This is a genomic window from Xanthomonas sp. WHRI 1810A, assembly GCF_040202885.1.
In the GTDB taxonomy this organism is placed as follows: domain Bacteria; phylum Pseudomonadota; class Gammaproteobacteria; order Pseudomonadales; family Pseudomonadaceae; genus Aquipseudomonas.
On record NZ_JBEGED010000015.1, the window covers coordinates 95,333 to 114,488 of the forward strand.

Consider the following 19,156-nt stretch of genomic DNA (forward strand, 5'->3'; position numbering starts at 1 on the left):
GAGCTTGCTCGCGATTCGGGTCGATGGCTTGCAGAGCATGGATCGCAGGGACTGGCCCCTCGCGAGCAAGCTCCGTCCCACCGTTCGCGGTCGGCAATCACATTCATGAGTTGCCCAAGTTCGACAAGAGAGGCCAAGTAATGAACGCGCTAAACAAAATGCTCGGTGGACGCCAGGGCGTGATTGGCCTGCTGATCCTCGCGGCCCTGATTCTGGTGGTCTTCCCGCTGACCCTCGACGCCTTCCGCCTGAACATGGTCGGCAAATACCTGACCTACGCGTTCGTCGCGGTGGGCCTGGTGTTGTGCTGGGGCTACGGCGGCATTCTCAGCCTGGGGCAAGGGGTGTTCTTTGGCCTCGGCGGCTACTGCATGGCGATGTTTCTCAAGCTGGAAGCGTCCGACCCGGAAAGCACCAAGATCCAGTCGACCCCGGGCATTCCGGACTTCATGGACTGGAACCAGATCACCGAACTGCCCTGGCTGTGGGTGCCGTTTCACAGTTTCACTTTCACCGTGATCGCGGTGATCGTGGCGCCGGTGCTGCTGGCATTGATCATCGGCGCTGCGCTGTTCCGCCGGCGGGTCGGTGACGTGTATTTCTCCATCGTCACCCAGGCCATCGCCCTGATCCTGACGGTGCTGATCATCGGCCAGCAAGGCCTGACCGGTGGCGTCAACGGCATCACCGACCTCAAGACCCTGCTCGGCTGGGACATCCGCAGCGACAGCGCCAAGCTGCTGTTGTACTTCATCAATGCCGGGCTACTGTTCGCCTGCATCCTGTTCGGCAAATTCATCCTCAACTCCAAGCTCGGCCGGCTGCTGATGGCCATGCGCGACAAGGAAGAGCGCGTGCGGTTTTCCGGCTACGACGTCGCTGCGTTCAAGGTCTTCGTGTACTGCGTTGCGGCGTGTTTCTCGGCCATCGGCGGGGCGATGTTCGCCTTGCAGGTGGGCTTCATGTCGCCGTCATTCGTCGGCATCGTGCCGTCCATCGAGATGGTGATCTTCGCCGCGGTCGGCGGGCGCATGTCGCTGCTGGGCGCGGTGTACGGCTCGCTACTGGTGAACTACGGCAAGACCTATTTCTCCGAATCGTTCCCCGAATTGTGGCTGTACCTCATGGGCGGGCTGTTCATCGCCGTGGTCATGTATTTCCCCAACGGCCTGGCCGGTCTGTGGGAAAGCCACGAGCGTAAATGGCTGTCAGGCAAGCGCAAAGCCGCACCGGCGATGATGTCCCCTGCCCCGGTCATCACGCCAACCCCCGCCTCCGCTGACAAGCAAGCCGCCAGCCCGTTGGAGATTCAGCCATGACCAGCCCCACAGGCTTCCAGATGAACAAACCGGTCCTGGCCATCGAAGGGCTGACCGTGTCCTTCGACGGCTTCAAGGCGGTGGACGATCTGAATCTGTACATCGACCGCAACGAAGTGCGTGTGGTGATCGGCCCCAACGGTGCAGGCAAGACCACGGTCCTCGACCTGATCTGCGGCAAGACCCGCGCCACCGGCGGCAGCATCCAGTTCAAGGACCGCGAGCTGACCAAAATGAACGAGTACGACATCGTCCGCGCCGGTGTCGGACGTAAATTTCAGACGCCGTCGATCTACGACAACCTGAGTGTGTTCGAGAACCTGGAGATGTCGTTTCCAGCCGGTCGCTCGGTGTTCGGCGCGCTGTTTTTCAAGCGCACCCAAGAGGTGCTGGACCGGGTAAAGCAGGTGTCCGCCGACATCTTTCTGGGCGAGTTGCTGCATCAGCAGGCCGGGCTTTTGTCCCACGGCCAGAAGCAGTGGCTGGAGATCGGCATGCTGCTGATGCAGGACCCGGAGCTGCTGATGCTCGACGAGCCAGTGGCCGGGATGAGTGTCAGCGAGCGCGCGCAGACTGCCGACCTGTTGAACCGCATCAGCCAGGGCCGCTCGGTGCTGGTGATCGAGCACGACATGGAGTTTGTGAAGAGCATCGCGCACAAGGTCACGGTGCTGCATCAGGGCAAAGTGCTGGCCGAAGGCAGCATGGAGTCGGTGCAGAACAACCCGAAAGTCATCGAAGTCTATCTGGGCCATTAAGGAGCGCAGCATGTTCAACATTCAGCAGCTGGCGTGCGGTTATGGCCAGAGCCAGGTTCTCCATGACCTGAACCTCTCGGTGCAGAAACAGGAGATCGTCGCGGTCATGGGCCGCAACGGCATGGGCAAGACCACGCTGTTCAAGAGCCTGATGGGCATCCTGCCGCAATGGGGCGGCCAGGTGCAGCTGGACGGCGTGGACGTCTCCGGCATGGAAACCCACAACCGGGTCGCCCACGGCATGGCCTACGTGCCCCAGGGCCGGATGATTTTCCCGTCCATGAGCGTGCTGGAAAACATCCAGACCGGCCTGCCCGCCTCGGCGGGTGGCAAGGTGCCGGAAGATTTGTACGCGCTGTTTCCGGTGCTGTTCGACATGCGCGGCCGGCGCGGCGGCAACCTGTCCGGCGGCCAGCAGCAACAGCTGGCCATCGCCCGGGCCCTGGCGACCAACCCCAAGGTGTTGTTGCTCGACGAGCCCACCGAAGGCATCCAGCCGTCGATCATCAAGGACATCGCCCGCACCCTCAAAGAGATCCGCACCCTGCGCAACCTGACCATCGTCGTGTCCGAGCAGGTGCTGTCCTTCACCCTGGAAATCGCCGACCGCTTGCTGGTGATCGAGAAAGGCCGCTTCGTCATCGAAGAAACCCGGGCCAATGTCGATGAAGCGACGATCAGTCGGTATTTGTCGGTGTAAGAGGCCTCGAAGATTTTTGTTGTTTGATCCGACGTCATCGCGGGCAAAGTGGATCGCCACCCCGGTCGCTCCTACAGCGAACGCGCATGTAGGAGCGCGCTTGCCCGCGAAGACGTCAGCCGGACCACCCCATTTCTATCGGATTGACCCGAAACCCAAGGAGAACCCCCATGACCGATACCTTGATCAAAGTCGACCTCAACCAGCCTGTCACCGAAAACGAGCAGATCCACAACCGCTGGCACCCGGACATCCCCATGGCCTGCTGGGTGAAGCCGGGGGATGATTTCATCCTCGAAACCTACGACTGGACCGCCGGCGCGATCAAGAACGACGACGACGCCAGCGACGTGCGCGACGTCGACCTGACCACCGTGCATTACCTCTCGGGACCGGTCGGCGTGCATGGCGCAGAACCCGGCGATCTCCTGGTGGTTGACCTGCTGGACATCGGCGCCCGTACCGATTCGCAGTGGGGCTTCAACGGTTTCTTTTCCAAGCAGAACGGTGGCGGCTTCCTCACCGAGCACTTCCCGCTGGCACAGAAATCCATCTGGGATTTCAAAGGCATGATGACCAGTTCCCGGCACATCCCCGGCGTTGAATTCGCCGGCCTGATTCACCCGGGCCTGATCGGCTGCCTGCCCGATCACAAGATGCTCGCCGAGTGGAACCGCCGCGAACAGGAACTGATCGACACCGACCCGGACCGCGTCCCGGCCCTGGCCTGCCCGCCCTGCGCCAGCACCGCGCACCTGGGCAAGCTCAAAGGCCCGGCCCGCGACCTCGCCGCTGCCACTGGCGCGCGTACAGTCCCGCCCCGTGAACACGGCGGCAACTGCGACATCAAGGATTTGTCCCGGGGCTCGAAAGTGTTCTTCCCGGTCTACGTCGACGGCGCAGGCCTGTCGGTGGGCGACTTGCACTTCAGCCAGGGCGACGGCGAAATCACCTTCTGCGGCGCCATCGAAATGGCCGGCTGGGTGCACATGCGCGTCGAGCTGATCAAGGGCGGCATGGCCAAGTACGGGATCAAGAACCCGGTGTTCAAGCCAAGCCCTATCGTGCCGAACTACAACAATTACCTGATCTTCGAAGGCATCTCGGTCGACGAAGCCGGCCAGCAGCACTACCTGGACGTCAACGTCGCCTACCGCCAGGCGTGTCTGAACGCGATCAATTACATGACCAAGTTCGGTTACTCGCCGGCCCAGGGTTATTCGCTGTTGGGCTCGGCCCCGGTACAGGGTCACATCAGCGGCGTGGTGGACATCCCCAACGCCTGCGCGACCCTGTGGCTGCCGACGGAGATCTTCAAGTTCGACATCAACCCCAACGCCAACGGCCCGACCAAGTTCATCGACGGCACCGTGGATCTGCCGATTGCGCAGGATAAGTAAGCGCTGGAAATGCAGATCCGCTCTTTGTAGGAGCTGACGAGCAGCGCGAGGCTGCGATGCGGTGTGTCAGAAAGGACGCTATCGCAGCCTTCGGCGGCTCGGCAGCTCCTACAGGGATCGCACACTCTGAGACATTGAGGATTGCCGCCATGCCCCTGTACGAATACGACTGCCCTGACTGCGGGGATTTCACTTCACTGCGGCCCATGGCCGAAAGCGCGCTGCCGTGCGAGTGCCCGGCATGTGGCGCGTCCAGCCTGCGGGTGATTCTGTCCGCGCCGGGCCTGAGCACCATGGCCGGCAACACCCGCAGCGCCATCGCCCGCAACGAACAAAGCGCCCACGCGCCCAAAACCGTGGACCAGTACAAGGAAAGCCGTGGCCACCCCAGCGGTTGCAGCTGCTGCGGCCCGACGAAAAAACTGGCCCCCACCAAAGCCAATCCCCACGCATTGAAAGGCAAGCCCGCCGGCCGCCCGTGGATGATCAGCCACTGATCGACTCAACGCCTGCAACCGGCCCTGTCAGATAAAGGGCCGGCGGCCAGGTGTCAGTGAGTCGACGCCAGATGACAACGCACCCATTCCCCGCCTCCCTTGGCCGGCAACAACGCCTGCGGCTTTTCGCACCCCACGGTCGCCTTCGGGCAGCGGTCGCGGAAGAAACACCCGGTGGGCAGATTCCGGTTGCCCGGCAACTCCGTGGGCGCAGCAATCTGCGTATCGTCCACCGGCACCCCGAGACGCGGCACCGCTTCCAGCAGCAACTGCGTGTACGGATGACGCGGGCGTTCCAGCACCTCGGCGGCGCTGCCCAGTTCGACGATCTGCCCGAGGTACATCACCGCCACCCGATCGGCCATGTGCCGAACCACGGAAACGTTGTGCGAGATCAGGATGTAAGTCAGGTCACGCGTGCGCTGCAGTTCGGCCAGCAGGTTGAGGATTTGCGCCTGCACCGAGATGTCCAGCGCCGAGGTCGGCTCGTCCAGCACGATGATGTCCGGGTCCGACGACAAGGCCCGGGCGATGGCGATCCGTTGCCGCTGCCCGCCGGAAAACTGGTGCGGAAAGCGGTCCAGGTATTCGGGGCGAATGCCGACCTGGGACGCAACCCTGGCCGCGATCTCGCGCATGTCCCGACGCGGCGCGGCACGCTGCACGAACAACGGCTCGGTGATGATTTTCCAGATCGGCAGGCGCGGGTCCAGCGACGACTGCGGGTCCTGGAACACGATCTGCACGTTGCTGCTGCGCTCCCGGGCGTCGTTGTAGATCCAGCTCAGCGCGCCCGATGTCGGTTTGATCAACCCCATCAGCAGCTGCGCCAGGGTGCTCTTGCCGCAGCCGGATTCGCCGACCACGCCCAGGGTTTCCCCGGCGCGGACCTGCAGGTCGATGCCGTTCAGCGCATGGGCCACGGTTTTCGGCCGCCCTAGCCAATCGTTGCGGACGGGGAAATGCACGCGGATGTCTTCGAGGGTGAGAATCGTCATTATCGGCCTACTTGTTGGAGCGCGGCTTGCCCGCGAAGGGAGTGAACCCAATACGAATCCATCGGCAGTCACTATTCATTCGCGGGCAAGCCTCGCTCCAACGGAATGTGCGAGGCCGGGCTCGGATAACCAACAGGCACTTTTACGATCACCCGATTCACCCACCGCCATCAGCGGCGGACGCTCCACGCACTTGGGCATCGCATACGCGCAGCGATCCCGAAACGTGCAGCCCTCCGGCAGCGCCGACAGGTTCGGCACTTGCCCGGGAATGGTCATCAACTCCGTGCCCGGCTCGACTTGCTCCGGCAACCCGCTGAGCAACCCTTGTGTGTACGGATGACGCGGGTCAGCCATGACCTCGGACGTTACGCCCTGCTCCACCACCGCGCCGGTGTACATCACGTAGACCCGGTCGCAGTACTGGGAAACCAGCGCCATGTCATGGGTGATCAGCAGAATCGCCGTGCCCCGCTGGCGGGCTTTCTCGCGCAACAGCAACAGCACCTGGCGCTGCACCGTCACGTCCAGCGCGGTGGTCGGTTCGTCGGAGATCAGCAACTGCGGATCGCAGGAAAACGCCAGCGCAATCATCACCCGCTGCCGCATGCCGCCGGACAGTTCGAAGGGGTAGCTGTCCATGATCTGCTCGGGGTCGGCGATGTGCATGTCGCGCAACAGGGCGACCGCCTTGGCCCGGGCCTCGGCCTTGCTCAGGCGCTGGTGATGGATGATCACGTCCAGCATCTGCCGGCCGATGCGCCGGGTCGGATTGAGCGCCGTCATGGGCTCCTGAAAAATCATCGCGGCGTCGCGGCCACGGACTTTGAGCAGGTCCTTTTCCCTGGCCAGCAGCATGTCGCGACCGAGGATGCTCAGGCTGCCGCTTTTGACCCGATACGAGCGCTCCGGCAGCAGGCGCAGGCTGAGCATGGCCGTGACCGACTTACCGGAACCGGACTCGCCGATCACGCCGACGATCTCGCCGGGATTGACGTGCAGGGTCACGCCGTTCAGCGCCTTGACTGTGCTCTTGTACGCCGGGAATTCGATGCACAGGTTGTCGATGGCCAGCACCGGCGCCTGTACCGCAGGCGTTATGGGAGCGTGGGTATGCATGGTCATTTCCCCTGTTGCCGAGGGTCGAGCAGGTCGCGCACGCCATCGCCCAGCAGATTGAACCCGGTGGCGGTGATCAGGATCGCCACGCCGGGAAAGGTCGAGTACCACCATTGATCGAGGATGTAGTTGCGCCCGGTGGCGACCATCGCGCCCCACTCCGCCGTTGGCTGTTGCGCACCGAGGCCGATGAAACCCAGGGCCGAGGCCATGAGGATCGCGGCGCCGATGTCCAGGCTCAACTGCACCAGCAGCGGCGGCATGGCGTTACGCGCCACGTGCCAGAGCACCATGTGCCAGCGCCCGGCGCCGAAGGTCTCGGCCGCTTTCACGTAACCCATCTGGCGGATGCTCAGGGCCTGGCCCCGCGCCAGACGCACGTAGAACGGAATCCGCACCAGGGTGATCGCCAGCATCGCGTTGAACAGGCTCGGGCCCAGCGCCGCGGCCAGCGCCATGATCAGCACCAGGGACGGCACCGAGAGCATGATGTCCATCAGGCGCATCATCAGGCCGTCGAACCGCCCGCCGATGATCCCGGACATACAGCCCAGCAAGCCGCCGACGAAGCACGAGGCAAACGCCACGAACAGGCCAACGCCCACCGATTGCTGGCTGCCGTACAACACCCGGCTGAACAAATCGCGGCCGACTTCATCGGTGCCGAACCAGTGCGCGGACGACGGGGCCGCCAGGCGATGGGTCAGGTCCAGCGCGTTGGGGTTATGGGTCGCCAGCCACGGCGCGAAGATCATGCACAGCAGCACCATCAGGGTGATCAGTAACCCGGCCATAGTCAGCGGGCTGCGGCGGATCTGGTGCGCCAGATACGCGTAGGTGTCCTGCCAGCGCGCGGCCTGGGGCAGCGGCGCGACGACGGGGGCGGAAATCGGTGCGGACATCAGTTCACCTCGCGGATGCGCGGGTCGATCAGGCGGTACAGCAGATCGATCAGCATGTTGAGCAGCACATAAATGAACGACACCAGAATCGCGAAGCCCATCACGGCGGGGAAATCCAGGGACTGGATCGATTTGACCACGTAGGCGCCCATGCCCGGCCAGGCGAACACGGTCTCGGTCAGTACCGCGCCATACAGCAGGTCGCCCAGGGTCAGGCCGAGCACGGTCACCGACGGGATCAATGCATTGGGCAGCGCGTGGCGCAGAATCACCGCCCATTTCGACAGACCGTAGGCCCGGGCGGTACGGATGTAATCCTCGCCCAGCTGGTCCAGCATCGCCGAGCGAATCTGCCGCGCCACCACCCCCAGATTGACGAAGCCCAGAGTGATGGCCGGCAGAATCAGGTGCTGCACGGCGTTGGAAAACAGCGCCATGTCGCCCATCAGCAGCGCGTCGATCAGGTAAAAACCGGTGACCGTGCGCGGCGGGTCGAGGCCTTCATCCAGCCGTCCGCTGCCGGGCAGCCAGTTGAGGTGGCCGTAGAACAGCAGGATCAGGCCCAACCCGAGCCAGAACGCCGGGGTGGAAATCCCGGTGACCGCCAGGGTCCGCGCCACCTGATCGATGAAGCGGTTGTGGTAGACCGCCGACAACACGCCCAGCGGCACGCCGATCAGGATCGACAGCATCAGCGCCGCCAGCGCCAGTTCCAGGGTCGCCGGGAAGAACGCCTGCAGGTCCTCCAGCACCGGGCGGCTGGTGCGGATCGAGGTGCCCAGGTCGCCATGAAACAGGTCGAGCATGTAGCGCCCGTATTGCTGATACAGCGGCAAATCCAGCCCCAACTGGTGGCGGATGTGCTGCACGATCTCGTCCGTGGCCCGGTCGCCGGCGATCAGACGCGCGGGGTCGCCCGGGATCAGGTGCGAGATCGAAAAGGTAATCAGTGAAACGCCAAACACCACCAGCAACAGGCCGGACAGGCGTTTGCGTACAGTTGTCAGGAAGGCCATCAGGCACCTCGGTCGAAGCCGTGTAACGACTCCCTGTAGGCTCGAATTCATTCGCGAGAAGGCAGTACAGACGATCCATCTCCATCGCCTGAACCCTTTTCGCGAATGAATTCGCTCCTACGGGGATGAGGCGCGATTGAATTCGCGCCTACAGGGCGTGGTGACTTACTTGGTAATCGTGTCGACGTTGAACACCTGTTCCAGCATCGGGTTGAACACGTAGCCCTTGACCTTATCGCTCATGGGCAAGGTGTAGGCCTTCTGGTACAGGTACGCGTAGGCGCTGTCGTTGATCACGATTTTCTGCGCTTTCTGGTACATCTCGGTGCGCTGCGCGATGTCGTTATCGGCCGCGGCGTCACGCACCAGCTTGTCCACTTCCGGGTTGCTGTAGAACGAGCGGTTGCCCGGCAGGCCTTGCAGCTTGGAGTCGAACCAGAAGTTCATGAACATGTACGGGTCGGCAAAATCCGGACTCCAGGAGCCGATGGCCACGTCGAAATCACCGCTGCCCAGCCGCTCACGCAAGGTGGCGTTGGCCAGTTTCTCCATCTTCAGGTTCACCCCCACCGCTTGCAGGTTGGCTTGCAGGGTCAGGCCGATGGGTTCCCAGTTCGGGTCCTTGTCCGAGTACATGAAGTTCAGGTTGCTGAGCTTGGGCGAGACTTTGGCCAGGTCCGCCTTGGCCTTGGCTTCGTCCTGTTTCGGCACCGGCAGCTTCTCGTCGTAAGCCCACATGCCCTGGGGGATCGGGCCGTTCATGGGCTTGGCCTTGCCTTTGAGAATGCCGTTGATGATGCCGTCGTAATCCAGCGCTTCGACGATGGCGCGGCGAGCGTTGGGGTCGCTCATCGGGGCTTTCTTGTTGTTCAGGTACAACAGCGTTACGCGCAATGAGGGGTAGTCGCCGACCACGATGCCAGGCTTCTTGCCCAGCGCTTCGAGCTGGTCTTCGGGCATGTCTTCGATGATGTCGAGGTCGCCGTGCTCCAGTTGCAGACGACGCACCGAGGCCTCGCCAATGATCTTGATCACCACCTTTTTCAGCGTCGGTTTGGTGCCGGCGTAATTGGGGTTCTGGTCCATCGTCAGGGTCTGGCCCTTCTGCCAGCTGACCAGTTTGAACGCACCGGAACCTGCGGTGTGGGTCGACAGGTACGCGTCGGCGCCTTCGGGTTTCTTCGCGACGTCCGGATTGACGATGGCCGCACCGTTGTGGGCCAGGGTCGAGAGGAACGGCGCATACGGGGTTTTCAGGGTGAAGCGCACGGTCATCGGATCGACCACCGACACTGCCATGTCGTCCGGGAATGCGCCGGACGGGCCCTGCTTGAGCTTCATCACCCGGTCGAAGGAGAACTTCACCGCTTCGGCGTTGACCTCGGCGCCATCGTCGAATTTATTGCCGGGCTTGAGCTTGAATTCCCAGACCAGGCTGTCGGCCGAGGTGGTCCAGCTGCTGGCCAGCTCGCCCGCCACTTCGGTGCTGCCCTTGCCGTTCTCGACCTTGTAGGTGACCAGCCGCTGGTAGGACGGATAGGTCACGGCCCAGTCGTTGTTGTCGATGGTCACGGCCGGGTCGAGGGTCTGCGGATCGGACGGTTTGCCGATCATCAAGGTGTCCTGCGGCACGGCGGCACTGGCCGACTGCCAGGCACCAAGGCCCATGGCGGTGCAGAGGACTGCCATCGCCAGCGTGCGGGGGGAAGTGAATGATTTCATGCCGGTTCCTTGATCGTTCAATGTGGGAAAGTTCGTCAGGTTTGTTGTTGTCGCTTTACCGGGCAGTTAAAGCTCGACCGCTCTTTCGGGCGTTCGACATGGCGTTCGCTCAGGGTCTTCCCGTCGCGAGTCGCCAGATTCACGCCGGGATCTTGTGCGTCCCGGTCAGGTGTGGCGGGTGCTGCTTAGTTAATGGGCCGGCTTGATCGAGGTGTCGTCGATCAGCGGGTAATCGTCGGCGTTGGGCAGCTCGAAATGCCACCACTCGCTGTCCATGTAGGTGAAGCCCGCGCCGAGCATGATCCCCAGCAACAGCAGGCGGTTGCGCTGCACCTCAGGCGGCAGGTCAGCGTAGAACGGATGAGATTGCTCGCGCATGTCGTCGAACCCGGTGCCCATGTCCAGCGCCTGGCCGTCGGCGTCGATCAGCGTCAGGTCCACGGCAACGCCGCGGCTGTGGTGCGAGCCCAGGCTGGGGTCGCGCACGTATTCGGGGTTGGGCAGCGCTTCCCACAGCAGGTATTGCGCATACGGCGGGCGGTACGCGTCGAAAATCTTCAGGCGCAAACCGGCCTGACGGGCCAGGCGGCTGGCCGTTCGCAGGCAGACTTCGGCGTCGCGGTGCAGCAGGCAGCGCGGGTCCTGATAAATCTGTTTGCCGGCCAGGTTGTCGACACCGGCGTAGATCAGGTCGATTTCAAGCCCGAGGGCCTGGGCATCGATTTCCAATAAAGGGTTGTTCACGTAACGCACTCCACACTCTACTGCGACTGAATACGGTCATGGCCCGGGGTTTGCCCGGCGTCTGTTGCTTACTCGAACTGCCCGAACAGCTGCTGCAACTGCCGGTTCTTCGCCAGCCGCTCATCCAGCCGGTCGCCGTAGCGCTCGGCCACCGCCGACACCATCAGGTTGAACAGGCACGTCAGCGGCGCCAGAGAATCCCAGAACTGCCCAACGTCCGATTGCAGTTGCAACAGGTCCATCGGGTAATCCCGCGCCCACGGGCAGTGAAAATCGGTGATGAACGCCAGCGGCAAACCCTGCTGGCTGGCGACCTGGCAAAACGTGCGGGTCACGCTGGAATAGGTACGGAAATCGGCGATCAGCGCGTAGGGGTTTTCGAATTGCGAATTCAAGGATTCGGCGTAGGTCCCGGACAGACCATCGACGTAATACACCTTGGGCCGGATGTACTCCAGGTGGCTGAAAAACGCGTTGAGAATTCCCCGGGTGGTCTGCAGCCCGACGATGAACACCGCGTCTGCGCTGTGCAGTCGCTCGATGATCCGGGTGAACACGTCACTGCGCGCCAGTTCGTAGACGCGCTGGATGGCCTCGATCTCGCGATTCATGGAGCGCTCCAGCGCATCGCCATGAGTGCCCTCCTCCCGAAACGCGCCCAGCCGGTCCGTGATCACCCACGGGTTACCCGTGTCCCCGCGCAGGCTCTGCTTCACGTCATCCAGATTGCGGTAACCGAGCGACCGCAAAAACCGCCCCACGGAAATGCCGGTCGTGTCCGTCTGCTGCGCGATGCTGTCAGCGGTCTCGAACGGCAGCGTCTGCGGATTGGCCAGCAGATAGCCCGCAATACGTTTGCCGGTCGGCGTCAGGCTGGTGAAACGTTGCTCCAGCGTGTCGAGGAACGTGCTTTTCTGCATGGGATTTCGGCCGGAAATTTGACTAAGCGAAGGGTAATAAATGTTATCTACCGTGCATTTCGCTACAGGATGTTACCAACATAACACCCGAAATTTCTCCGTTACAACGGTTATTTTCAGAAGTTTTCAGATGGGGGTTTTGGTGATTCAGGGTGGTGCGGGAGGGAGGTGAAATGCGCTTTTTGGGGGCAATTAATTCGCTATTTACAAGCGCACTTGCGCGCCACGGCAAGTCTGTAGATCGATCCCTCGCAGCGCGTGAGATCGATCCGCACGATGTAAAGCACGCTTCTCAGCGCAGATTGGTCTTCGCCAATTCCAGCACCATGTCCGCCTTGCCGTTCATAACGGCCTTGAGCATGAACAGGCTGAAGCCCTTGGCCTGGGCCAGCTTGATTTTCGGCGGCAGACCCAGTTCCTGCTTGGCAGTGACCACGTCTATCAGCACCGGGCCTGGGTGCTCGAATGCGCGTTTCAAGGCATTGGGCAGGTCGGCCGAGTCCTCCACGCGAATCCCCAGAATCCCTGCGCCAATGGCAATGTTGGCGAAACTGGTGCTGTCGAAATCGGTGTCGTGGGGCACGTAGCCGCTGGCCTGCATTTCCATGGCGACAAAGCCCAGCGAGCTGTTGTTGAACACCACCATCTTGATCGGCAAGTCCAACTGGCGAACGCTCAGCAGGTCGCCCAGCAGCATCGACAAACCACCGTCGCCACACAAGGCCACCACTTGGCGCTTGGGGTCCGCCGCTTTAGCGCCCAAGGCCTGGGGCATGGCGTTGGCCATGGAGCCGTGGTTGAACGAACCGATCAGCGAGCGTTTGCCGTTCATGGTCAGGTAGCGCGCCGCCCACAGGGTCGGGGTGCCAACGTCCACGGTGAAGATGGCGTCGGCATCGGCGTAGGCGTCCACCAGCCGTGTCAGATATTGCGGGTGGATCGGCTGACCGGCGGCAGACGGCGTGGCCAGCTCGTCGAGTTCCTCGCGGGACTTGGCGTAGTGATCCAGGGCCTTGTCGAGGAAGCGTCGGTCGGTGTGGTCCTTGAGCTTGGGCAACAAGGCATCGACGGTTTCCCTGACGCCGCCCGTGACGCCCACGGTCAGCGCTACGCGACGGCCCAGCGCGGTGGGGTCGATGTCGATCTGGATGACCTGGGCTTTCTCGGGGTAGAAATTGCGGTATGGAAGGCTGCTGCCCAGGATCACCAGCGCGTCGCAGGCCATCATCGCGTGATACCCGGAGCTGAAACCGATCAGACCGGTCATGCCCACGTCATAGGGATTGGCGTATTCGATGTACTGCTTGCCGCGCAGGGCGTGCACCACCGGGGCGTTGAGCTTCTCGGCCAGGGCAACCACCTGATCGTGGGCACCGGCGCACCCTGCCCCGGCGAGGATGGTCACGGCCTTGGATTTGTCCAGCAGATCGACGATGCGCTGCAGGTCTTTTTCAGTGGGTGTCACCAGCGCCGGTTCGTGATCGACCCACGCCGCCTTGATGTCCGGCAGTTCGCTCAGCGCCACGTCGCCCGGGATCACGATCACCGCAACGCCGCGCTGGCTGATGGCCGCGCGCATGGCTCGCTCAAGCACCTTGGGGAACTGCTCGGCGCTGCTGACCGCTTCAACGAAGTGGCTGCATTCTTTGAACAGCTCGGTGGGATGGGTTTCCTGAAAGTAACCCAGGCCGATTTCCGAGGACGGGATCTGCGCGGCAATCGCCAGCACCGGCACCCGGCTGCGGTGGCAATCGTACAGGCCGTTGATCAGGTGCAAGTTGCCCGGTCCGCAACTGCCGGCGCACACCGCCAACTGGCCGGTGGCAGCCGCTTCGGCACCGGCGGCGAACGCGGCGACCTCCTCGTGGCGGGTGTGCATCCACTTGATCTTGCCCAGGCGTTCCAGGCTGTCGGTCAGGCCGTTGAGGCTGTCGCCACTGACGCCCCAGATCTTGGAGACGCCGGCGGCAAGCAGCGTATGGGCGAGGTAGTCGGCGACGGTTTTGCTGGACATAGGGGTGAGTTCCTTGTCGATGCGGGTGAGCGCTCGGCCTGACGGCAGCCATGTGGGCTGCGGTGAAGGCGCCAGGTGTCGAGCGTTGTCTCAAATCGACAAGCACGCGGTTTGACAGTTCAGTGATTCAGGGGGGAGCCGTGGGTCCGGGGTGATCCAGGCGACGTCGTCATGGGCCGTTGTAGGACGCATCTCTTAAATTCCTCGGACCGTTCTTGATCGTCTTTTCGCCATGGAATTTCGGCCGGTGCACGCTTATTTTCCACTGCGAAAACGAGCACCGCGTTGTTCTGCTCGTGAGCCGTTTGGGGCAGGTGTCCGTCCCTCGCAGGAGCGAATTGATGATGTTGAAGTGGTTAAAAAACGAATTGTTTGGCGGTGGCGAAACCGAACGGCAGCAACGTCGGCAAGCGCGTATGCCGATACTGCCGACCCCTGACGGGCGCCCGGTTCCTTTGCCTATAGCTCCCGAACCGCAGGCTGACACTCTGCCGCCGGTCAAGAGCTGGAGTCATCCCTTCAAGAGCGCTCAGAACCCGTTACTCCAATTGACCCACCTGGCCAAGGCCGCCGCCGGTTATTACCCGCTGGGCATCAGCGGTTTGTGGCACGGCGGTGTCCATTTCGATGGCGGCACGGCGGGGACTGTCGACCAGTCCAGCGTGCATTGTCTGGCGGACGGTGAGGTGGTGGCATATCGCATGGATCGCCAGACACCCACCACGCCCTTCTGGGTCGAAAAGTTGTTAGTGAACAAACCCTTCTCGCGCAATTTCGTGCTGGTCCGCCACCGGCTGCAGCCGCCGAAGATCGACGGCAGCCCGGACACCCCGCCAAGCCTGACGTTTTACAGCCTGTACATGCATTTGCAGGACTGGGCTGCTTATCAGGACGACGCGAACATCGCACGGCCTATGTTTTGGCCGGAAGGCGCAACCCGTCAGGTCAGTGAGTCGGCCAACGATGCCAATCCTGCGAAGCTCAAAGAGCGCGGCCTGAACGTCCGAAACCAGGCCAAGAATGGCGCGGTGATCGGGTTCCTGCCCCGTGGTGCGCAGGTCGCTGTCAGCGGGGATGGGGATTTCCGCAGGCTGGCAAACACCCGAGGTCCGGAGACGCTGCAAAACCCTGACGGTTCGCTGAAAGGTTATGTCGCGGCCAGTTTTCTGCAGCCCATTGCCGACGGCCAATACCGCGTCGTGACGCAGAAAGGTCCGCTTAACGTCCGGGCTGATGGCCGCCGTGAAAGTCCATCCATCGGCCAGTTGCACAGCGGCACCGAAGTGACCGTCAGCGGCGACGGCGAATACCGCAAGCTGGAGCGCATAAACCAATACGTGCATTTCGCTTCGCTGCAAGGCGCGCGCGAGCCTCTGCAGGATCGGGTGGTGGTGCTCGACAAGCCGATAGCCATCAAGGCGGGCGAACTGATCGGCCACATCGGCTGGTATCAGGACAGCGCCGTCGAACACCCGGAACAGCGCCTGCACCTGGAAGTGTTCAACACCGACGTGGTGGACAGCTTTATCGAAGCCAGCCGCGCCTGGGCAAAGCGTCTGCCCCCGAGCAGCAAGACCTGGCTCAAGCTGGCCAAAGGCACCCCCGTCGTCGCGCATCAGGACCGTTTCAACGCCCAACAGCCTCCAAGCCTGAAAGCGCCAAACACACCCAGCGCGGGTGAGGCGTTGCTGCCGAAAACCCTGCTCGATGGCCTGCCCGCCGACAAGAAAATCAAAGTCTCCGCCACAGACGGAAACAACGCCTGCACCTGGTATCGAATCGACGGCTTGCTGCACGACGCCGAGAACAACCTGCTCGATGGCTGGGTCTGCGAAGACAACGCCACTCCCTGGGTGAGCCCGTGGTCGTGGGAAAACCACGAGGTGATCTATAACTGGGACAACCCCCGCACCTTGCTGGCCTCCTTCCGCCGCGCCACCGGCCAGATGAACGAAGGCGAGCTGCAACGCTTTGGATCAACGGCCGATCTGGGCGATACCGGCCCGTTGAAAACCCGCCTGCGCAACCTCATCGACCGCACTGGCGACGGCGTCATCACCTCCAAAGAACTGCAAGCCGCCCTCAGCCTGCCGGCGCTTGCCCAATCGATTTCGCAACTGATCATCTACGCCGAAAGCGAGTGGAAATACATACCGAACAAATGGGACGGGCTGGATGAACTGGTCGGCCACAGCAACTCGACGCCACTGCGCAACTGGCTGGCGGAAAAGGAACGGGTTCAGCAGATCTGCTGGTGGGATGAGGTCGCCGGGAAACTTGGGTTGCCGGAAGATGGGAAGGTGTATCACCTTCATCCGGTGGGGTTGGTGGGGTGTTTCACCCACCCCCAAGGGTTGATTAATGTGGAGGAATTTTTAGAGCGTTATGAACAACTACATCCGCTTTTTGCGCCAGGGACTCGCGCTCTGAGCCAAGTATCTAAGGACAACCTAAGGCAGATTATTTCGCAGATAAACAAGTATTACGAATTCAGTACAAGCAAACCAAATCTTTACGAAATATCTTACATGCTAGCAACCTATCGACATGAAGCCTACCACTTTCTTTCAGGAGAGTTCTTCAGCGAAAAGCCTGAAGTCGGCGATGTTACCTATTTTAATAAATACGATCCAGTTCGCGGGCCGACTGCTAAACTTCGCGAAAGAGCAGTAGCACATGGCAACATCAATGAAGGAGACGGACTTAAGTATCGAGGTCGTGGCGGCGTACACTTGACTTGGAAAAACAACTATCAAAGGTTTTCAGATGTCATGGCGTTCGATTTTGTCGTGAATCCGGATGCTGCAGCAAAATTTGAATACGCCGTACCCATTATGATCATTGGTATGAAAAAAGGGTTATTCACAGGAAAAAAACTAGGGGACTACCTGAATGCCGGCGGCATAGACTATTCATCATCAAGACGCATTATTAACGGCACAGATCAACAACACTTACTCGCGTCTTATGCAGAGAAATTTGAATCTATTCTGAAGCAGACGTCTCAACTGCCTTTGGAGTTTTAAATGCTTATAGTAGAGCGATTTTGTAAGGCAGTGGTTTTTTTTATAACTATCTCTACGGCAGAAGCCAGCGAAATATTCGACGGAGAACCGAAGGGAAGTATAGTTCTCAGCGAAAACGGGATCCAGACACTATACCAAAACATTACCGGCGAAGAATATGATGTCAGTCGGAACCTCTTGGAAATAAATGGATCACCCGCTCTCATGGTTCTTGCTAGAGATGTTCAATACCTAACTTTAAAGGTACAGCACCATCAAGTGCTCATTGACTGTGCTTATTTAGATACGAGAAACAATTATAATGGTGCCCGAATGACCACCGGGGTCTGCGGATTAAACTTGCAACTCGAAGAATCATACAGTGAAACTGCGCGAATGCATTCAGAAATCTTCAGCAATTAGTATTTTCTTTTGATACTCGTTCTATTATTGAACATTCCAAGCCCAGTGAATTTCTGCTTGGAAAAATCAATGATATTGAGATTTATGACCACTACTCTTCGGCAGCAACGTTAGAAAATTATGCGCCACGGAAATATATCAAAGGACCCAATGGCTGCTTTGATTTAGGAAATTCCGTTGGGTATTTAGTTTTTTCAAAAAATCCATCTCCGAAGCTTGAATACCTTGACGTACTTGAATCCGAAGATCCTATGATACTAAGAAGACTGCAGCACCAGGATCTTAAAAAACTTGCTGTCAATCCGTGCTAATAATTCAAATCGAGAGCTCATAAAAAAATCGTCGCGCAGGGCTATATTTTTTCACCTTTAAAGCTCGTCTATAGAGAATATTTGCACGAATGATTGAAGACATATCCGAGGTGAGCAGCTGAAAAGGTGTTTCCAGAGTTCGTTTTCTTACACCAACCGGAGCTATTAAGGAAATGAAGATATTTCTAATTCCTGCACTGATCTTGTCACTGGCTGCTCCCACCGACGCTAAAGAATTCAATTACAGTAGAGTGCTCATGGCTGGAACAGGAGATCTTGGAAATACATTCGTGCGCTACCTGTATTCCTCAGAAACCCCGTGCCTTGTCATCCAGAGTTTGGTCCCAGGTGGAAAAGGGAAAGTCTCGGCGCAGCAAGAGATCTGCTCAATAGATGGAAAAAGTTTCTATGATGGCTACACCTACGTCGACTTCAAAAGCGGAAAATTTGAAAATGGAAAACTTTTCTTTGATGTTGGGATTACGCCGCTTAAGTCGGCAAGCGAAACCTCAGTGCTATGCGAAGTCATCTTCAAAGACGAGCTAGCAGATCACCTCTCGTGCAGTCTAGAGTATCCGGACGAAGACACAAAACACGCCAAATGCAGAGCGGAGAACCAGATTCAACCAAGCATGCTGAAAACGATTACAAAAATGTGAAATAAGGTTAAACAAGACCCACAAAACTAATTTCAAAGTGAATAACTCAGCACTGGGGATTGAAAATATGCTATCAATTGGCGCTCATAAAAATCGTATTTAGGGCATATGGAAAATATGCTACCCCAAACTATATCAGGGCTGAGTGACTGCAATGAACAACCGTCTAATATTCCTGGTGTCACTCGCCCTCGTACCTAGCATCTCAGCTGTAGGCGCTACAGAGATGGTTAAGGATATGGATCCTAATATGATAAAACTCGAATATCAGAATCAAATAAGTAATCGATACCTCACGCTGTCAATAATCGACAACGGAAAATTAATACGCACCTTAAAGGGCGACAATGAGAAATTCGGCACCTTCGAATATGAAAAATCGCCACGATTCTCAAATGACCAAAACTTTGTATTAATTCATCAAGTTCTGTCAGGCACGGTCGTAATGCCAGACGGCTCCACTAGATACCACGAGGTGGCATACTGCAATCTGATTGATACGTCTACGGGATGCGTGGTGGCAAGGGAAACAGGTGAATTTTGCGGGGGTAGTTTTACGGTCTCGGAAAACTTGTGAAATTCGAATTATCCCGAATTCAACCTATCCTCTGAACAGCCAAGAGCCATTGACTATGCAACAGGCCGTCGC

16 protein-coding genes are annotated in these 19,156 nt (G+C 59.6%); 8 read left to right on the forward strand and 8 right to left on the reverse strand.

All coding sequences use genetic code 11. The features are described from left to right. The first annotated feature begins 140 nt into the window (after positions 1-140). The 5 genes from urtC (at position 141) to ABQX22_RS20710 (ending at position 4,674) form a co-directional block, all read left to right on the forward strand. Positions 141-1,319, forward strand: coding sequence for an urea ABC transporter permease subunit UrtC (gene urtC, locus ABQX22_RS20690; protein ID WP_349801720.1), 1,179 nt, complete (start codon positions 141-143; stop codon positions 1,317-1,319). Beyond that, complete coding sequence (urtD, locus tag ABQX22_RS20695) at positions 1,316-2,077, forward strand: urea ABC transporter ATP-binding protein UrtD (protein ID WP_349801721.1); 762 nt, start codon at positions 1,316-1,318, stop codon at positions 2,075-2,077. The genes urtC and urtD overlap by 4 nt, the downstream gene beginning before the upstream one ends. Before the next feature lie 10 nt (positions 2,078-2,087). Next, a complete protein-coding gene (urtE, locus tag ABQX22_RS20700) occupies positions 2,088-2,777 on the forward strand; it encodes an urea ABC transporter ATP-binding subunit UrtE (protein ID WP_349801722.1) in 690 nt (229 codons plus the stop codon). 170 nt (positions 2,778-2,947) lie between these two features. After that, positions 2,948-4,177 carry a formamidase gene (gene fmdA / locus ABQX22_RS20705; protein ID WP_349801723.1) on the forward strand — a complete coding sequence of 410 codons (1,230 nt, stop codon included), beginning with the start codon at positions 2,948-2,950 and terminating at the stop codon, positions 4,175-4,177. Positions 4,178-4,326: 149 nt separating this feature from the next. After that, on the forward strand, positions 4,327-4,674 hold the full coding sequence (locus tag ABQX22_RS20710; RefSeq protein ID WP_349801724.1) for an FmdB family zinc ribbon protein: 348 nt from the start codon (positions 4,327-4,329) through the stop codon (positions 4,672-4,674). A 53-nt stretch (positions 4,675-4,727) separates the two neighbouring features. Here ABQX22_RS20710 and ABQX22_RS20715 read toward each other — a convergent pair whose 3' ends face one another. The 8 genes from ABQX22_RS20715 to poxB form a co-directional block, all read right to left on the reverse strand. Continuing rightward, complete coding sequence (locus ABQX22_RS20715; protein ID WP_349801725.1) at positions 4,728-5,672, reverse strand: oligopeptide/dipeptide ABC transporter ATP-binding protein; 945 nt, start codon at positions 5,670-5,672, stop codon at positions 4,728-4,730. 75 nt (positions 5,673-5,747) lie between these two features. After that, positions 5,748-6,791 (reverse strand): ABC transporter ATP-binding protein, encoded by a 1,044-nt coding sequence (locus tag ABQX22_RS20720; protein WP_349801726.1) that lies wholly within the window; start codon positions 6,789-6,791, stop codon positions 5,748-5,750. A gap of 2 nt (positions 6,792-6,793) precedes the next feature. After that, entirely contained in the window at positions 6,794-7,693 is a 900-nt protein-coding gene (gene ddpC, locus ABQX22_RS20725; protein ID WP_349801727.1) for a D,D-dipeptide ABC transporter permease, read from the reverse strand. After that, positions 7,693-8,709 (reverse strand): ABC transporter permease, encoded by a 1,017-nt coding sequence (locus ABQX22_RS20730; protein ID WP_349801728.1) that lies wholly within the window; start codon positions 8,707-8,709, stop codon positions 7,693-7,695. Before ABQX22_RS20730 ends, ddpC begins: the two co-directional genes overlap by 1 nt. A gap of 165 nt (positions 8,710-8,874) precedes the next feature. Next, complete coding sequence (locus tag ABQX22_RS20735; RefSeq protein WP_349801729.1) at positions 8,875-10,431, reverse strand: ABC transporter substrate-binding protein; 1,557 nt, start codon at positions 10,429-10,431, stop codon at positions 8,875-8,877. A gap of 189 nt (positions 10,432-10,620) precedes the next feature. Next, positions 10,621-11,175 carry a D-alanyl-D-alanine dipeptidase gene (ddpX, locus tag ABQX22_RS20740; protein ID WP_349801730.1) on the reverse strand — a complete coding sequence of 185 codons (555 nt, stop codon included), beginning with the start codon at positions 11,173-11,175 and terminating at the stop codon, positions 10,621-10,623. A gap of 68 nt (positions 11,176-11,243) precedes the next feature. Continuing rightward, a complete protein-coding gene (locus ABQX22_RS20745) occupies positions 11,244-12,095 on the reverse strand; it encodes a MurR/RpiR family transcriptional regulator (RefSeq protein ID WP_349801731.1) in 852 nt (283 codons plus the stop codon). Between the two features lie 292 nt (positions 12,096-12,387). After that, complete coding sequence (gene poxB / locus ABQX22_RS20750) at positions 12,388-14,109, reverse strand: ubiquinone-dependent pyruvate dehydrogenase (RefSeq protein WP_349801732.1); 1,722 nt, start codon at positions 14,107-14,109, stop codon at positions 12,388-12,390. Positions 14,110-14,450: 341 nt separating this feature from the next. Between poxB and ABQX22_RS20755 the strand changes: the two genes are divergently transcribed. The 3 genes from ABQX22_RS20755 to ABQX22_RS20765 all read left to right on the forward strand — a co-directional run bounded on the left by ABQX22_RS20755 (position 14,451) and on the right by ABQX22_RS20765 (position 19,084). After that, a complete protein-coding gene (locus ABQX22_RS20755) occupies positions 14,451-17,135 on the forward strand; it encodes a hypothetical protein (RefSeq protein ID WP_349801733.1) in 2,685 nt (894 codons plus the stop codon). Between the two features lie 886 nt (positions 17,136-18,021). After that, positions 18,022-18,507: a hypothetical protein gene (locus ABQX22_RS20760; protein WP_349801734.1), complete on the forward strand. Its 486-nt coding sequence runs from the start codon at positions 18,022-18,024 to the stop codon at positions 18,505-18,507. 154 nt (positions 18,508-18,661) lie between these two features. Further along, entirely contained in the window at positions 18,662-19,084 is a 423-nt protein-coding gene (locus ABQX22_RS20765; RefSeq protein ID WP_349801735.1) for a hypothetical protein, read from the forward strand. The last annotated feature ends 72 nt before the right edge of the window (positions 19,085-19,156 follow it).